A 15,314-nucleotide genomic window follows, 5' to 3' on the forward strand; every position below is an offset into this window, starting at 1 on the left:
GAGTGCCTTCGAAAGTAGACTGATTCACTTTTGAGGTGGTGACTTTTACGAGTCTTGCGTGAGATCTATCGGTTAAAATTGCGGACAAGCTTGCTGACGATAACTCTGGTTCCAGAGGGCATGAGAAGCGGGTTAATAGCCATCTCAAGTACTGCTAATGAGCGTTATGGATTCCCGATACGATAGATTGAGCTCGCGAATAGGACTGCTTCATCAGCATGCATCCGACCCAACAACCGCAGAACGGGCACAGTGAGGGACTATGGCACGCAAGTGGCTGAAGCAGGAACGGCGGACAAAGGAGGAGCTTTTCGATGCCTTGGTGCGAAACGCTTTAGGTTTCGTCAATACCTCCATCGACCACCTACAGCAAAAACCCAAGAATGCCATTGTCGATCTGTACACGGCGATCGAGCTGTTCCTGAAAGCCCGACTGATGAAAGAGCATTGGACACTCATGCTCGCGAAGCCCGAAACCGGTGACCTACAAAACCTTGCCGTGGGAGATTTTCTGTCGGTCTACCTGGATGACGCGCTGAAGCGAATCCAATCGATTCTTGGCGAGAAAATCGACCAGGATGCTTCCGACAACTTCAAGGCCCTTGGCGAGCACCGCAATCAGATCGTCCATTTTGCCCACTCAGGCATGGATAATCCGAGTAAGACACAAGCCGGCGTGATTGTGGAAACGTGGGCATCCTGGCACTACCTCCATGCACTATTGACCGGTCCTTGGGAGGCGGTATTTCAGCCCTACTCCGTGGAACTCCAGGTGCTCAACCAACGCATGATGCGTCAGGGCGACTTCATCAAAGCCCGATTCGAGATCCTCAAACCCAAGATCGAAATCCAGGAAAAGAAAGGCAACAAGATCGTTACCTGCGGTCATTGCCACATGTCTGCCGCAATTGTCGGCGAAACCCATTCATGGGGTACCGACTACACCTGCATGGTTTGCGGGGTTGATGACACTGCAGTGGAAGAGTGCAACGCAGAATTACCCTGCCCCGGCTGCAATGCTCCGTTTAAATTCTTTCAAAAAGGTCTGCATGCCTGTCCTGCCTGCGGCCATCAAATTACCACCGACATCCTGATAGACCTCTGCACCAAACAATTTCCCGAGGGCGACGACTGGTGCGAGGAAGGCCACGTCCACATCGCATCCTGCCACAAGTGTCAGCACCCTCAACCCTCGGTATTTTTCATCGAGGGCATGTGGAGTTGCGTATCGTGCTTCGACCGTGGCTGGGGAGCAGTCGCGTGTGAGAGATGCGATGAATTCGTCACAGGTGACATGGAAAGAATCAAATACTTTGCCTGCCACAAATGTGAGCCCGACGTGAGAAAGGGTCTCTTGGGTTTGGCCGAGCCCGCCGAGAGCCCCACTGCTGAAGGCAGCTAAGGAATAACCGGTCGTGCACAATCGAAGGAGAGCCTTGATTGGGGTTTCCAGCGCTTGCGCACCCGATGCGAGCGCATCCAGCTCACCTGACCAGCACTGTATTGCCTGCCAAGCGCAGCAGCCTTGCAGAATGGGGCTGGCAATCCACCCAGAACAGTCGTCCATTCCATGGTGGTACAATGCCACTCCCAGCGGCCTCAGCTCTCGTATCAGCGCCACTATCGATTCGGTCAATAGGGAAGTGTCTAGCATTGAGACAGTTAGAGATTGAGAATGAACTAAGGGATGTCGTCAGCAGAATCATTAACCAGGTTGACCTATCAACTAAACAAGGCAGGCTTGACATCAACCTGTCGCTGGAAGATGCGCTGATTCCGATCCTGAAAGCAGCCTACAACCTACCCAACCTGATTAACCTCAATAGGCGGCAGAAAAACTTCCCCGGCATCGATCTGGGTGATGACCATGACCGTGTCGCCTTTCAGGTTACCGCCACCACTTCTCTGGAAAAGGTCAAAAAGACCTTGACCCACTTCGTCGACAAGCAGTTCTACAACACGTTTGATGAACTGTACGTTTTGATGCTGACCAACAAGCAGGCTTCCTACAGCCAGTCCGCGATTGACGCCATCACAAATGGCGCATTCGAGTTTTCAACGAAGAATCACATCATTGATCTTGGCGACATTCTAGCCAAGGTGTCCGGGCTTCGAATCCCCGCTCAGGAGCGGGTGTTGAATGACTTCAAGATCATCTTGGGGGACATCAAGGCATATCTGGACTTCAATGCTGAGGGAAACCTTCAATCTCACACACTGACTTCCAACCTTATTACGATAACACCGCCTGAAACAGTATACGTCGCCGAATTGCTGCTGAATGAGGCCTCAATCCTTGAGCAAGCCCGCGAACACCTGAACTTTCGAAAAAATAGCTACTCTAGGCAAAGCCTTGTGAAGATGGCCCTACTGCTCAATGGATCTGGCACGGATGACTGGGTGGTTTTCGAAAATCGAATCTTCACCTTCGAGGACATCAACAACTCCAGTATTCGACATATTGTTGATGTAGGCACCATTGAAGCACTTGAGTCCCGCGACCTCTCCGAATCTGAGATCGACGACAATATCAATATTTTCAAGCTACTTTTGAATAACCATGTGCGTGAGACCGTCAAGCCTCACAACATTGTGTATGACCGCCGAGAGAAGATCTTTTTCTTCAAACCTCACAACCCAGACGACGAAAGCCGCAAAGAAGACTGGGTAGGGAAAAAGAAATCAACCCGTCGAGTGTACGAAAAGGTGATGTCCAAGCGAGACCCCACGCGTCTCGCTCACCATGTTCATTTATCATTCGAACTGAGCTTTACCAGCATTGCGCAGCAGTGGTACGCACTCGTTGTGCCTAGTTGGCTTTATACTTATGATGGAAATCGCAAGTCTCGCTTTCATGAGGATTTGCTATCAAAGCAAAAAAGACTTGAGTTTAACCAAAGCGTACGAAACATAGTTCGATTCCTAGCCTACTACTTGCGTTCAGTCAACAGCCCGATTACTAAGGCTTTGCCTAATAACTCTGCTTCGACTCCTGCCCTGGACAGCCCAGCGAATGAAGTAGAATTCTTCGGCGAGTTATTAGAGATCACTTGCGAAGAAAAGCTGGTGGAAGGCGAACAGGTTGGCGCTGAATTTGATGAGGAGTTAGCCCTTGAAGATTAAAATCCTCAAAGAGCCAATGTTGGAGTTCGGAAACGGCGCGCACATATGCCCTAGGACTGGCATCGAAACCCTGGGAGTTTATGACAAGCGCGATGAGCTGAGGCGTAGTGAATTACGCATTGGCATCGTCGGGCGCGGTGAAGGTGTTGATCTCCTGGACGAATGGCTGGATAAATGCAAACGCGGAATCGTCGGAAAGGAAGAAACCAAGTTCCCCAATTTGTTCCGGGGGTTTGGTGGCGTGGATGAATACCATGGGTTCTACACCAAAATTCTGTCCTCTCCCCAGTACACACGAACCCTGCAGAAGTCAGAAATCAACAACATATCGAAGATCACGGCCCGTGAAGACCGGGTCGTGAAATGCGTTGAGCTCTACTATGAGCAGATTCGATTTCTGTCCGAGAACCGCTCCATCGACGTGATCGTCTGCGTCGTCCCAAATGACATCTTCGATTCTCTAACCAAGGCGACTGGGGACAAAGACACCGAGTCGCTGGAAGCCTACTTGGAGCACAACTTCCGTCGGCTTCTCAAAGCGCGTTGCATGCACCTGGGCATTCCGCTGCAACTCGTTCGCGAGAAGACCATCCTGTCAGTCAAACCCTCGATCGATCAGCAAGATCTCGCTACCAAGGCTTGGAATTTCTGCACCGCCCTCTACTACAAGGGCAACCGCACTGTGCCGTGGCGGTTGGTCGAGGACAAGTTCAAGCCCAAGACCTGCTACATCGGAATAGGGTTCTACAAGAGCCGGGATGGCGAAACCGTCTCGACCAGCCTGGCTCAAGTGTTCGACGAGTTCGGACATGGAGTCATTTTGCGCGGTGCACCAGTGTCTCTGGACAAGCGGGACAAGCGCCCTTACATGGACGAATCTCAGGCGTATGAGCTACTCGACAGCGCGTTGGCTGAGTATGAAAAGGCGTTGATGCAGAAGCCGGCTCGCGTCGTGATCCACAAGTCCAGCAGGTTCAGGCCTACCGAAGTATCAGGGTTTTCCAGGGTACTGAATGCTAAGGGGATCAGGACAAAAGACTTGGTGTCGATCACGTCCACCGATATCCGGCTGTTCAGCGACAAGAACTACCCGCCAACCCGGGGAACGCTGCTGAGCCTGTCGGAAACTCAAGGCGTGCTCTATACGAAGGGGATTGTCGACTTCTACAAGACATACCCAGGCATGTACATCCCAAGCCCGTTGCGCGTGGAAGCGTTCGAAAGCGACTCATCCCTGGAAGACCTGTGCAAGGAGATCCTTGGGTTGACCAAGATGAACTGGAACAACACCCAGCTTGATGGACGCCTACCCATCACTTTGGAGTGCGCCAACAAGGTTGGAGACATCATGAAATACGTGGATGCCTCGGAGAAGCCACAGGTCAGCTATAGCTTTTACATGTGAATCAATTAGGCCCATCCGTTCTGGGACTTCATGCACAGCCACCAAGGACGACCATGAGCAAGAAGAAGCACCAACTCATTCCTCTCCTCGACTACCTGCGCATTCACCGCGTAATCCGCAGCGTTTTAGACTCTGCCGGTGCAACAACTGACCGTGCATGCTGGTTCTTCAGCGTCGCAGGAGCAGCAATCCTTCGTCATCACTACGGAAAAGATGCCCAACCACTTGCTGGAGCTGTTTGTCTTATGGTCAATGAAAAGGGGGCTAATGTTTTGTGTTTCGCCACAATCGATGGCGGCGAAATACATAGCTCCAGCGACGCTTTTCATGCAATGGTTGCCTGCGGCGACCATCTAATCGATTTCATGAGCCCGATTTTTAACGAGCACGCCATCTCTTCAGAACTCGAAATAATTCCCCCGTCAAAATCTTTCCAGCGCCTTATAAAGTCTATGAATGGCTCTCATAATACGCTGAGATTCGACGGAGATTTTTTCTTTGATCCAAATATCGAGTTGACTGAACACCTGATAAACCAGATCGCTCAAAGCCAGTTTCAGAACGATTTGATACAGGCATGCATTGCCTGGTATCGAAGGCCCCCGAAGCCCATTCCATCAGCACTTACGGTAGGCGATGAGAAGGGGGAAATTCGGATGGTGAAACTCAAGGATGCAGCTGTCGAAGGGGGTTGGTAGCAGAAAAAAACTGGGGAGATGTCGCCTTCGGGCAGAGGTGCGGGCTCTGACGACAGTGCATCAATGGCTGCTTCTGGCCGCTTCTGGCCGATTAGCGACCGTTGCTATGGCTGGTCCACCCTTGTCCTCCCTCACATGGAGGACAAGCCATGAACTGTAGTGGTCAACCCTCTCCCGCACGCGGGAGAGGGGCCGGGCGTGCCTTGTGGGTCGAGCGCCTCGCTCGGGCGCAGCCTGGAGCGATGTCTACACTCCCCTAGCCCCGGGCATCTGGAAACTGGAATTCGGCCCCCAGCCCAGGCAACCAGAAGCACCGGAAACGCGCCCTGAATGATTTCAGATTCGCGCCGAAACCTTCGAAAGCCGTTTCCTCGCACCCGAAAGCCGCCGAGGCTGCCCTGCGGCTTTCGCTGCGCAACGGCTAGTCGCCTACTTGCACCGGTCGCTCAGCCTGACCAGCGATGCGCCGTACACCGCGTCGTCTTCGGAGGCGAAGATCGCGTCGCCTTCGACGGAGGCGCCCGGCTTGAGGGTCTCGGCGGTGAGTTCCTCGTCCACGGTATCCAGCCTGAAGGACTGGCCGGCGGCGGACAGCGCCACCAGGCAGCTGTTCTTCAGGCTGATCTCGCTCTTCGCCGCATTCACCAGGCGGACCTTGAAGGCCTGGGTGCGGAAGTGCTTGTCGCCGACGGACACGCTGCCCTTGTCGCCCTGGCGGGCGAAGACCATCACTGCGTCCGGCGCGGCGGCGAAGCCGAGGGAAGGAGCGGCCAGCAGGCCGGCCAGGGTCAGGGCCATTGCGTTCTTCATACTGATTTCCTTTGGCAAAGACTGAACGACCCGGTGATTTTCCGTGGGTCTTTTCGCCGCGATCAAGCGCAGTGCCAAGGAATGCGGGGTGCCTCGTGTTCTGCAAGTCGGAGGGTTTCCAGCGGAACTTTTCCCGCAACCGTGCTTCCAGGCGAAAACCGCTCGCTACGCGGAACGCCGGTCTTCCAACCCACACGGTCCTCGCGCCCGCCAGGTTGCCCTCGAACGCTTGCAACCACAGGCCGGACGCTCGGCCCAGGCGATGGCCCAATGGGCGCCGGGCAGGTCCGCTTCGGCGTGGCCGCGATGCAACAAGTGCGCCTGGACCGGCATCGCGGTAGCGCTCGGCGAGGGCGCCACCGAGGCTGTCGGCGGCATGTCGTGTTCGACTCCGTTGCGGGTGGCGAGCGGGGCCTGCGATCTTCCCTTGGGGGAGAGTCCAGCCCGGCGACCCGGCAGGTGGCCGCCAAGCCGCTTGCGCAGGCTGCCGGGCTCAGCCGAGCAACTTGTCGACGGTCAGCGGGAAGTCGCGCAGGCGGCGGCCGGTGGCGTGGTACACGGCATTCGCCACTGCGGCGGCGACGCCGACGATGCCTATTTCGCCGACGCCCTTGGAGCCCAGTTCGTTAACGATATCGTCGGGTTCGTCGACGAAGATCACCTCGATATCGCCAATATCGGCGTTAACCGGGATGTGGTACTCGGCGAGGTTGTGGTTCATGCAGCGGCCCAGCGCATGGTCGACCTGGGTTTCCTCCTGCAAGGCCATGCCCAGGCCCCAGACCACCCCGCCGAGTATCTGGCTGCGAGCGGTCTTCGGGTTGATCACCCGCCCCGCCGCGACCGCGCTGACCACCCGGCTCACACGCAGGGTACCGAGGGCTTCGTCGATCCGCACCTCGACGAATACCGCCGAATGGGTCGCGGTGGCGTAGCCTTTGCGCCGCGCCGAGGGTTCAGCTTCCACCTCCACCTGCAACGCGTCTTCCGGCAGCCCTTGCAGCAGGTCGGCCAGGGCGTATCGCGTATCGCCCGCTTCCAGATGGCCACGGCATATGCGGAAGCGTTCTTCGGCGGTGCCGGCCAGCTCCGGATGGCGGGCCCTGGCATGGGCGACCAGGGCCTGGCGCAGGCGCAGGCAGGCCAGGCGGACGGCGGAACCGACCGACGAGACGGTGAACGAGCCGCCCTGCAATGGAGCCTTGGGCAACGCACTGTCGCCAAGCTGGAAGCGCACCTCTTCCGGCGCCATGCCAGCGGCGTCGGCGGCGATCTGGGTCATCACCGTGTAGGTGCCGGTGCCGATATCCGTGGTCGCGCTGGCCACCCGCAGCAGGCCGTCCGCCTCCAGCCGCGCCCTCGCGCTGGCCTTGCTCTGCATGGCCTCCCAGACGCCGCCGGCCATGCCCCAGCCGAGCAACTGGCGCCCTTCGCTCATGCTCCGTGGCCGTGGGTCGCGGGCCTGCCAACCGAAGCGCCGGGCGCCCTCCTCGTAGCAGGCCAGCAGCGCCTTGCTGGAGTACGGCTTGTCCTCGTTGCCGTTGCGCTCGGCGAAGTTGAACCGGCGCAGCGCGATGGGGTCCATGCCGAGCCGCACCGCCAGTTCGTCCATCGCGCATTCCAGCCCGATCAGCCCCAGCGCCGCGCCGGGGGCGCGCATGTCCAGCGGGGTATAGACGTCCAGCGGCACCAGACGGTAGGCCAGGGAAAGGTTCTCGCAGCGATAGAGCATGCCGCTCCACTCCACCACGTGCTCGGTGAAGTCTTCGAAGCGCGAGGTCTGCGCTGTCGCCTGGTGGCCCAGCGCAAGGAGGCGCCCCTCGGCATCGGCGCCCAGTTGCAGGCGCTGCAGGGTGCGCGGCCGGTAGCCGAAGGTGAACATCTGCTGGCGGGTCAGCACTACGCGCACCGACCGCCGCAGTTGCAGCGCCGCCATCACCGCCAGGGCCAACTGGTATTGCGGACGCAGGCCGGAGCCGAAGGCGCCGCCGACGTAGGCGGCACAGACCCTTACCTTGTCGGCGGGCAGGCCGAAGACCTTTTGCAGGTAGGCCTGGCTGTTCTGCGTCCCCTGGGTCTTGTCGTGCACCAGCAGGCTGCCGTCGGGCTGGACGATGACCGTGGACGCGTGCGGTTCCATGGGATTGTGGTGCTCGATCGGCGTGCTGTAGCTGGCCTCGACCCGAATCGGCGCGGCGCCGTAGGCGGTGTAGAAATCGCCGCGCTCGGCGGGCAGTTGGGCGGGAGCCTCATGGGCCTGGTCGAGGGCGGCCAGCAGGTCGGTCTGGTGCGGCTCGGGCTCGATATCGATGCGCAGCAGCGAGCCCGCGTAGCGGGCCAGTTCCAGGCTCCGTGCCAGGACCAGGGCAAGGGGCTGGCCGCTGTACAGGACGCGGTCGTCGAACAGCGGGCGGAAGGGTTCGCCTTCGGCGGCATCGGCGTCCTTGTAGGGCTCGTCGTCGCCCGCCATCGGCGGCCGGTTCAGGTGATGCAGTACCGCGACCACCCCGGGTACCGCCAGGGCCGCCGCACAGTCTATGCCGCGCACCCGGCCGCGGGCGACGTCGCTGCTGACCACGCTGCCGTGGAGCAGGTCGGCGGCAGGATATTCGGCGGCGTAGCGAGCCTGGCCGGTGACCTTGGCTGGCCCGTCGACGCGATCCAGGGCTTGCCCGGTGCTGTGTGGCAGGCTGCTCATTGGCCGATCCCTCCCGAGTGGGCTTCTTCCAGTGCGCGAACGATGGCGTTGCGCGCCAATCCGATCTTGAAGGCGTTGTGGGCCAGCGGCCTGGCGTCACGCAGCAGCGCTTCGGCGAAGCGGACATAGCTGTCCCGGTTCGCCGGGTGGCCCCTGAAACGTTCCTCCAGCTCTGCGACGCGCCATGGCTTGTGGGCCACGCCGCCGAGCGCCAGGCGCAGTTCGCCAATGCGCTCGCCGTCCGGTTCCAGGGCCGCCGCCACCGAGACCAGGGCGAAGGCGTAGGAGGCCCGGTCGCGCACCTTCAGGTAGTGGCAATGCCGGGCGAAGCGCGGCGCTGGCAGCTCGATGGCGGTGACCAGTTCGTCGACGGCCAGGCAGTTGTCGCGCTCGGGCGTGTCCGCCGGCAGGCGATGGAAGTCGGCGAAAGCGACCCGCCGCTCGCCAGCGCGGCCGCGCACCAGTACCTGAGCCTCCAGCGCCGCCAGCGCCACGCACAGGTCGGATGGATGTACCGCCACGCAGTGTTCGCTGGCGCCGAGGATCGCATGGTTGCGGTTCAGCCCGCTGCGCGCGGGGCATCCGCTGCCCGGCTCGCGCTTGTTGCATGGCGTGCCGGTGTCGTAGAAATACTGGCAGCGGGTACGCTGCAACAGGTTGCCGCCGGTGCTGGCCATGTTGCGCAACTGCGGCGAGGCGCCGGCGAGGATCGCCTGGGCTAGCAAGGGATAGTCCGCCTCCACGGCGGGATTCCAGGCCAGTTCGGCGTTGCTGACCAGGGCTCCGACCAGCAGGCCGCCGGTGGGCGTCCGGCGGATGTCGCGCAGCGGGAGGCCGGTGATGTCGATGAGTCGCCGGGGCCTGGCAACGTTTTCCTTCATCAGGTCGAGCAGGTTGGTGCCACCGGCGATGTAGCGCGACTCCGGGCCGGCGAGGCCCAGCGCCTGCTCGATGTCGGCCGGCTTGGCATAGGCGAAGGGCGTCATGCGCGCTGCCCTCCCTGCCCGTCGCGATCGAGCAGCGGCAAGGCGTCTTCCACGGCGTCGAGGATATTGCCGTAGGCGCCGCAGCGGCACAGGTTGCCGCTCATGCCCTCGCGGATCTCCGCCCGCGAGCGCGCCCGCCCCTCGCTCGCCAGGCCAAGGGCCGAACAGATCTGTCCGGGCGTGCAGTAGCCGCACTGGAAGGCATCATGGCGGATGAACGCCTGTTGCAGGGGATGCAGGCGATCACCCTCGGCCAGACCTTCGATGGTAGTCAGTGCATCGCCGTCGCACATCACCGCCAGCGTCAGGCAGGCGTTGATCCGGCGACCGTTGCGCAACACCGTGCAAGCGCCGCATTGGCCGTGGTCGCAGCCCTTCTTGCTGCCCACCAGGTCGAGCCGCTCGCGCAGCAGGTCGAGCAGCGTCAGCCACGGGGGTACTCTCAACTCTCGGCGCTGGCCATTGATCAGCAGGCTGATCGGCAGGTCCGCCGGCTCCGGATTGGTCATGGTACAAGCCTCACGGTCGGTGCATCGGCGCGGCGGATGCCGCTTTTTCAGGTCCGACCGAACGGCTCGAAGATACGTTCAAAGTAAATGACGGCCATGGCCATGCCACAAAGGCGGGCGGATGCTCGACGCCTGCGCCGCTATCGGCCTCCGGAGGCCTGCGCCGAGGTCACTTGAATAGGCTCGACACCACCCGCGCCACGTGCTCGGCGCCCTTGCTGATCTCCTGCATGATGCCGGCCACGGTGGTGATCTGGTTGTTGTTCTCCTGGGCGCTGGACTCGATGGTCTGCATGTTGTGGTTGATCTGCTGGGTCAGTTTGACGTTCTCGGTGACCACGTTCTTGATCTCCACCGTGGCGCCGCTGGTGCGCGCCGCCAGTTGCCGCACCTCGTCGGCGACCACCGCGAAGCCGCGCCCCATGTCGCCGGCGCGAGCCGCCTCGATGGCGGCGTTGAGGGCCAGCAGGTTGGTCTGTTCGGCGACGCTCTGGATGGTGGTGACGATGTTCTCGATGTCCTTGGTCTGGTGGGTGAGCTGGGAAATCAGGCCGACGGCGGTGTTGACCATCGACAGGGTCTTGGCCGACAGGGCGACGGACTGGTCGAGGGAGTCGATGCCGCGGGTGGAAATCTGCGCGGTCTCTTCCGCGGTGGAGAACGACAGCTCGGCGGCGCGCCGTACTTCCTCGTTGCGATTGACCTGTTCGGTAACGTCGATGGCGAACTTGATGACCTTGATTATCCGCCCCGAACTGTCCTTGACCGGGTTGTAGGTGGCTTCGATATGTACCCGCTCGCCGGCGGCGCTGCGGCGCTCGAAATGCCCGCGGGAGAATTCGCCGTGCCGCAGCCGAGCCCAGAAATCCGGGTTCTCCCGATAGAACTCGTCGAAGCAGAGCATGCGGTGGTGCTGGCCCTTGAGCGACTTGAGGCTGTAGCCGAAGAGACGCAGGAAGTTCTCGTTGGCATCGAGTATCTCGCCGTCCGGGGTGAACTCGATGACCGCCATGGACTGGCGTATGGCGTCGTTGATCGCGTTGAGCAGGAGCAGTTCGGAATGGTTGCGGGTCACGTCGGCGGCGATCTTCAGCACCTCGACGACCGCCCCTTCGGCATTCTTCACCGGGAAATAGGTGGCCTCCAGCCAGACCGGCGAACCGTCGCGTCGCAGGCGCTTGAACACGCCGCGCTGGGGCGTGCCGCTGGCCAGTTCCTTCCAGAAGCGCACGTAGGCGGCGGAGGCCTGGTAGTCCTCGTCGCAGAAGATCCGGTGGTGCTTGCCGACCAGTTCGTCCGCCGAATAGCCGACCGCCGCGAGGAACAGCGGGTTGGCGGACAGTATCTGGCCATCGGGAGTGAAACGGATGGTGGCGACGTTCTGCCCGATGGCATCGAGTCGCCACGCCAAGTCTTCATCCTTGGCGGCGCTTTCCACCGCCCTGCTTTTTCTGCCGAAGAGCATCGCGCACGACTCCTTGATGGCGCCTGTCCATCGCGAGGGAGTGGAGAACCGGAGATAGCCGTCCTACCGCTAAACGCCAGTGTAGATCGGGCTCCGGCAACTTTCCTCGGTGCCCGCGGCACCGTCCGTCCCCTGCCGGGCGTGGCCCCGCGTCCGCGCCATCAGCCACGCAAGCGCCGGCCCGCGCTATGATCGCTACGCCCTGCCGATCGCGGTGGCCAAGGCCGGCATTGGCCAGAGGCGCCCGGCCTGACCGCGCTCCGACCTCGCGCCGTCGTATCCCGAAACCCACTTCCAGGAGGAAGCACATGGCAATCGATCTCTACGCGCTGGCCGAACAGGTCGAGGACGAAGCGGGTTTCCTGCGCTTCCTCGCCGCGCTGGCGGCGGACTGGGAGGAAGACCGCCGCCTCGCCGCCGCCAACCCGCCGAAACCGTTCGGCCCCAGCCCGCTGGGTTGGGAGAACGGCAGCATCGGTGGCTTCCTCGATGCCGCCGCGACCTGGGGCGAGGACTCCCGCGACGGCCTGCCGGGCTATTCCAGGCCGGAGAATGCCTGGCGGCGCGCGGCGCAGCTGATGCTGGCGGGCAAGTTCTATGAATGACTTCAAGTCTGCCCTGGCGCCCTTCCCGCCCGGCTACCCGAGGGTCTTGCCGGACAACCGGCGGCAGGTGCCGATACTGCATCGCGACGCGGACTTCCTCCTGCGCGCGCTGCAACCCGACGATTTCGTCCGGACCAGCCGCTACGAGAACGCCAACCGCGAGCACCTGGCGCCATGGGAGCCGCTGCGCGACCCGGGGTATTTTTCCGTGGACAACGCCCGCGCCCGCACCCTGCTACAGGTGGCGAGCATGGACGAAGGCGAGGCGCTTCTCCTGCTGTTGCTCGATCCCGACGACGGCGAGGTGCTGGGGCGCTGCAGCTACACCAATATCGTCCGCGGGGTATTCCAGGCCTGCCACCTGGGCTTTTCCCTGGCCGCTGCGGCGCAGGGCCGCGGCCTGATGGCACGAGCCCTGCGGGTAGCCAACCGGTATTGCTTCGAGCAGCTCGGCCTGCACCGGATCATGGCCAGCCACCTGCCGCGCAACGCACGCAGCGAGCGCCTGCTGGAAAGCCTCGGCTTCGAGAAGGAAGGCTACGCCCGCGCCTACCTGAAGATCGCCGGGGTCTGGGAAGACCATGTGCTACGGGCGCTGGTGGACGCTCCGCGCTGAACCGACGTGCAAATGCGGAACGGGACGCCAGGCGTCCCGTTCCGCTCACCAGGCCCGCCGGTCAACCGCGGGCGAGGTCGCCACGCAGTTCGCGGGCGGCGGCGACCATGTTCACCAGCGCTGCCTCGGTTTCCGGCCAGGCGCGGGTCTTCAGGCCGCAGTCCGGGTTGACCCAGAGCCGCTCGGCGGGTATCCGCCGGGCCGCCTTGCGCAGCAACGCGACGATCTCTTCCCGGCTCGGCACGCGCGGCGAATGGATGTCGTAGACGCCCGGACCGATCTCGTTCGGGTAGTCGAACTGCTCGAAGGCCTCCAGCAGCTCCATGTCCGAACGCGAAGTCTCGATGGTGATCACGTCGGCGTCCATGGCGGCGATGGACTCGATCACATCGTTGAACTCGCTGTAGCACATATGCGTATGGATCTGGGTTTCGTCGCGGACTCCGGAGGCGCACAGGCGGAAGGCCTCGGTGGCCCACTCCAGATAGTGCGGCCAGGCGTTGCGGCGCAGCGGCAGGCCTTCGCGGAAAGCCGCCTCGTCGATCTGCACGATCCTGATGCCGGCGGCCTCCAGGTCGACTACTTCGTCGCGGATCGCCAGGGCCAACTGGCGCGCCTGCACCTCGCGAGACACGTCCTCGCGCGGGAAGGACCACATCAGCATGGTCACCGGGCCGGTCAGCATGCCCTTCATCACCTTGTCGGTAAGGCTCTGGGCGTACCTGATCCACTCCACGGTCATGGCCCGCGGACGGCTCAGGTCGCCATAGATCACCGCCGGCTTCACGCAGCGCGAGCCGTAGCTCTGCACCCAGCCGAAGCGGGTGAAGACGTAGCCGTCCAGTTGCTCGGCGAAGTACTCGACCATGTCGTTGCGCTCGGCCTCGCCGTGCACCAGCACGTCCAGCCCCAGTTGCTCCTGGATCTGCACCGCATGGCGGATCTCGCTGTGCATCGCCTCGATGTACTCGGCCTCGCTCAGCTTGCCCTGCTTGAACGACTGGCGGGCCAGGCGGATCGACGAGGTCTGCGGGAAGGAGCCGATGGTGGTGGTCGGGAACGCCGGCAGGTCGAGTCCGGCGCGCTGCCTGGCGATGCGTTCGGCGAACGGCGAGCGGCGCTGGGCGTCGCTGGCCTTGATCGCGGCCAGGCGCGCCTGCACGGCCGGCTTGTGGATTCGCGGCGAAGAAGCGCGGCTGGCCTGGACCGCACGGCTCTCTTCCAGGGCGGCAAGCACCTCGGCGGCTTCCGGCTCAGTGGCGGCACGGGCCAGCACCGCGACTTCGCGGCACTTCTGCACGGCGAAGGCCAGCCAGCTCTTCAGCTCGGCGTCCAGCCCGTCTTCGCGCTCCAGGTCCACCGGGCTGTGCAGCAGCGAGCAGGACGGCGCGACCCACAGCCGCTCGCCCAGGCGCTCCCGGGCATGGCGCACCACTTCCAGGGCTTTCTCCAGGTCGCAGCGCCAGACGTTGCGTCCGTTGACCAGGCCCAGCGAGACGACCTTGTAGGCCGGCAGGCGGTCGAGGATGCTCGGATACTGTTCCGGCGCTCGCACCAGGTCGATGTGCAGGCCGTCCACCGGGAGGTTGGCGGCCAGGCCCAGGTTGTCTTCCAGGCCGCCGAAGTAGGTGGCGACCAGCTTCTTCAGCGGTTCGCTCTGTAGCAGGTTGTAGGCGCGCTCGAAGGCGTTCTTCCATGCCTGCGGCAGGTCGAGGACCAGGATCGGCTCGTCGATCTGCACCCACTCCACGCCCTGGCCGGCGAGGCGGCGCAAGATCTGGCCGTAGAGCGGCAGCAGGCGGTCCAGCAGATCGAGCCTGTCGAACTCGGCGCCCTTGCCCTTGCCCAGCCACAGGTAGGTCAGCGGACCGATCAGCACCGGCTTCACCTGGTGGCCGAGGGCCCTGGCCTCGTCGACCTCCTCGAACAGTTGTTCCCAGCTCAGCTGGAACTGCTGATCGGCGCTGAACTCGGGGACCAGGTAGTGATAGTTGGTGTCGAACCACTTGGTCATTTCCTGGGCATGGGCACCGCCGCAACAACTGTCGTCGCTGACGCCACGGGCCATGCCGAACAGGGTATGCAGGGTCGGCCCGGCCTCGCCGTGCGCCCGGAAGCGCTCGGGGATCACGCCGAAGGTCAGCGAATGGGTCAGCACCTGGTCATACCAGGCGAAATCGCCGACCGGCAGCAACTGGATGCCGGCATCCTTCTGTACCTGCCAGTGGGCAGCGCGCAGCTGCCGACCGACGGCCCGCAGGCCGGCCTCGTCCAGCTCGCCCTTCCAGAACGCTTCCTGGGCTTTTTTCAGTTCGCGATCGCGTCCGATGCGTGGGAAGCCGAGAGTGTGGGCCAGGGCCATGGGTGTTCCTCCAGTCGAAAGGTCGATGGAGGGATTC

The 15,314-nt window shown here is 62.1% G+C and carries 12 protein-coding genes and 1 pseudogene; 6 read left to right on the forward strand and 7 right to left on the reverse strand.

The window, feature by feature from the left end; translation table 11 throughout:
• The first annotated feature begins 262 nt into the window (after window positions 1-262).
• From HMPREF3014_RS15110 to HMPREF3014_RS15125, 4 genes are read left to right on the forward strand one after another with little or no spacing between them, the layout of a single operon-like run.
• A complete protein-coding gene (locus HMPREF3014_RS15110; RefSeq protein ID WP_016263565.1) occupies window positions 263-1,402 on the forward strand; it encodes a hypothetical protein in 1,140 nt (379 codons plus the stop codon).
• A gap of 38 nt (window positions 1,403-1,440) precedes the next feature.
• Window positions 1,441-3,123 carry an SMEK domain-containing protein gene (locus tag HMPREF3014_RS34650; protein WP_225011441.1) on the forward strand — a complete coding sequence of 561 codons (1,683 nt, stop codon included), beginning with the start codon at window positions 1,441-1,443 and terminating at the stop codon, window positions 3,121-3,123.
• Entirely contained in the window at window positions 3,113-4,528 is a 1,416-nt protein-coding gene (locus HMPREF3014_RS15120; protein ID WP_016263567.1) for an argonaute/piwi family protein, read from the forward strand. The genes HMPREF3014_RS34650 and HMPREF3014_RS15120 overlap by 11 nt, the downstream gene beginning before the upstream one ends.
• Before the next feature lie 53 nt (window positions 4,529-4,581).
• Window positions 4,582-5,226, forward strand: a complete 645-nt coding sequence (locus tag HMPREF3014_RS15125) for a DUF2026 family protein (RefSeq protein WP_025982329.1) — start codon at window positions 4,582-4,584, stop codon at window positions 5,224-5,226.
• A gap of 429 nt (window positions 5,227-5,655) precedes the next feature.
• Here the strand turns inward: HMPREF3014_RS15125 and HMPREF3014_RS15130 are convergent, their stop codons facing one another.
• From HMPREF3014_RS15130 to HMPREF3014_RS35425, 6 genes and pseudogenes are all read right to left on the reverse strand, one after another.
• Window positions 5,656-6,036, reverse strand: a complete 381-nt coding sequence (locus HMPREF3014_RS15130; RefSeq protein WP_003102356.1) for a DUF4354 family protein — start codon at window positions 6,034-6,036, stop codon at window positions 5,656-5,658.
• Between the two features lie 493 nt (window positions 6,037-6,529).
• Window positions 6,530-8,734, reverse strand: coding sequence for a xanthine dehydrogenase family protein molybdopterin-binding subunit (locus HMPREF3014_RS15135; protein WP_017002237.1), 2,205 nt, complete (start codon window positions 8,732-8,734; stop codon window positions 6,530-6,532).
• Window positions 8,731-9,720 (reverse strand): FAD binding domain-containing protein, encoded by a 990-nt coding sequence (locus HMPREF3014_RS15140; RefSeq protein ID WP_003102358.1) that lies wholly within the window; start codon window positions 9,718-9,720, stop codon window positions 8,731-8,733. Before HMPREF3014_RS15140 ends, HMPREF3014_RS15135 begins: the two co-directional genes overlap by 4 nt.
• Window positions 9,717-10,229 (reverse strand): (2Fe-2S)-binding protein, encoded by a 513-nt coding sequence (locus HMPREF3014_RS15145; protein WP_003088271.1) that lies wholly within the window; start codon window positions 10,227-10,229, stop codon window positions 9,717-9,719. Before HMPREF3014_RS15145 ends, HMPREF3014_RS15140 begins: the two co-directional genes overlap by 4 nt.
• A 169-nt stretch (window positions 10,230-10,398) precedes the next feature.
• On the reverse strand, window positions 10,399-10,950 hold the full coding sequence (locus tag HMPREF3014_RS35420) for a methyl-accepting chemotaxis protein (RefSeq protein WP_369700333.1): 552 nt from the start codon (window positions 10,948-10,950) through the stop codon (window positions 10,399-10,401).
• Window positions 10,927-11,694, reverse strand: a pseudogene (locus HMPREF3014_RS35425) (PAS domain-containing protein); the annotation flags it as partial. The pseudogene HMPREF3014_RS35425 and the gene HMPREF3014_RS35420, both read right to left, overlap by 24 nt.
• A 308-nt stretch (window positions 11,695-12,002) precedes the next feature.
• Between HMPREF3014_RS35425 and HMPREF3014_RS15155 the strand changes: the two are divergent.
• On the forward strand, window positions 12,003-12,299 hold the full coding sequence (locus HMPREF3014_RS15155; RefSeq protein WP_009876303.1) for a DUF7660 family protein: 297 nt from the start codon (window positions 12,003-12,005) through the stop codon (window positions 12,297-12,299).
• A 46-nt stretch (window positions 12,300-12,345) separates the two neighbouring features.
• Window positions 12,346-12,915: a GNAT family N-acetyltransferase gene (locus HMPREF3014_RS15160; RefSeq protein ID WP_073647836.1), complete on the forward strand. Its 570-nt coding sequence runs from the start codon at window positions 12,346-12,348 to the stop codon at window positions 12,913-12,915.
• A gap of 61 nt (window positions 12,916-12,976) precedes the next feature.
• On the opposite strand, the gene metE is transcribed toward HMPREF3014_RS15160, so the two are convergent.
• Window positions 12,977-15,277 (reverse strand): 5-methyltetrahydropteroyltriglutamate--homocysteine S-methyltransferase, encoded by a 2,301-nt coding sequence (metE, locus tag HMPREF3014_RS15165; RefSeq protein ID WP_003119172.1) that lies wholly within the window; start codon window positions 15,275-15,277, stop codon window positions 12,977-12,979.
• Window positions 15,278-15,314 lie beyond the last annotated feature (37 nt).

It is taken from the genome of Pseudomonas sp. HMSC065H01 (genome assembly GCF_001815235.1).
GTDB lineage: Bacteria > Pseudomonadota > Gammaproteobacteria > Pseudomonadales > Pseudomonadaceae > Pseudomonas > Pseudomonas aeruginosa.

What these genes read in the sequence shown, in the direction of transcription:
- HMPREF3014_RS15135 (WP_017002237.1), bottom strand. Translation starts at nt 8,734, where the DNA reads ATGAGCAGCCTGCCACACAGCACCGGGCAAGCCCTGGATCGCGTCGAC.
- HMPREF3014_RS15110 (WP_016263565.1), top strand. Translation starts at nt 263, where the DNA reads ATGGCACGCAAGTGGCTGAAGCAGGAACGGCGGACAAAGGAGGAGCTT.
- HMPREF3014_RS15125 (WP_025982329.1), top strand. Translation starts at nt 4,582, where the DNA reads ATGAGCAAGAAGAAGCACCAACTCATTCCTCTCCTCGACTACCTGCGC.
- HMPREF3014_RS15140 (WP_003102358.1), bottom strand. Translation starts at nt 9,720, where the DNA reads ATGACGCCCTTCGCCTATGCCAAGCCGGCCGACATCGAGCAGGCGCTG.
- metE (WP_003119172.1), bottom strand. Translation starts at nt 15,277, where the DNA reads ATGGCCCTGGCCCACACTCTCGGCTTCCCACGCATCGGACGCGATCGC.
- HMPREF3014_RS15155 (WP_009876303.1), top strand. Translation starts at nt 12,003, where the DNA reads ATGGCAATCGATCTCTACGCGCTGGCCGAACAGGTCGAGGACGAAGCG.
- HMPREF3014_RS15130 (WP_003102356.1), bottom strand. Translation starts at nt 6,036, where the DNA reads ATGAAGAACGCAATGGCCCTGACCCTGGCCGGCCTGCTGGCCGCTCCT.
- HMPREF3014_RS15145 (WP_003088271.1), bottom strand. Translation starts at nt 10,229, where the DNA reads ATGACCAATCCGGAGCCGGCGGACCTGCCGATCAGCCTGCTGATCAAT.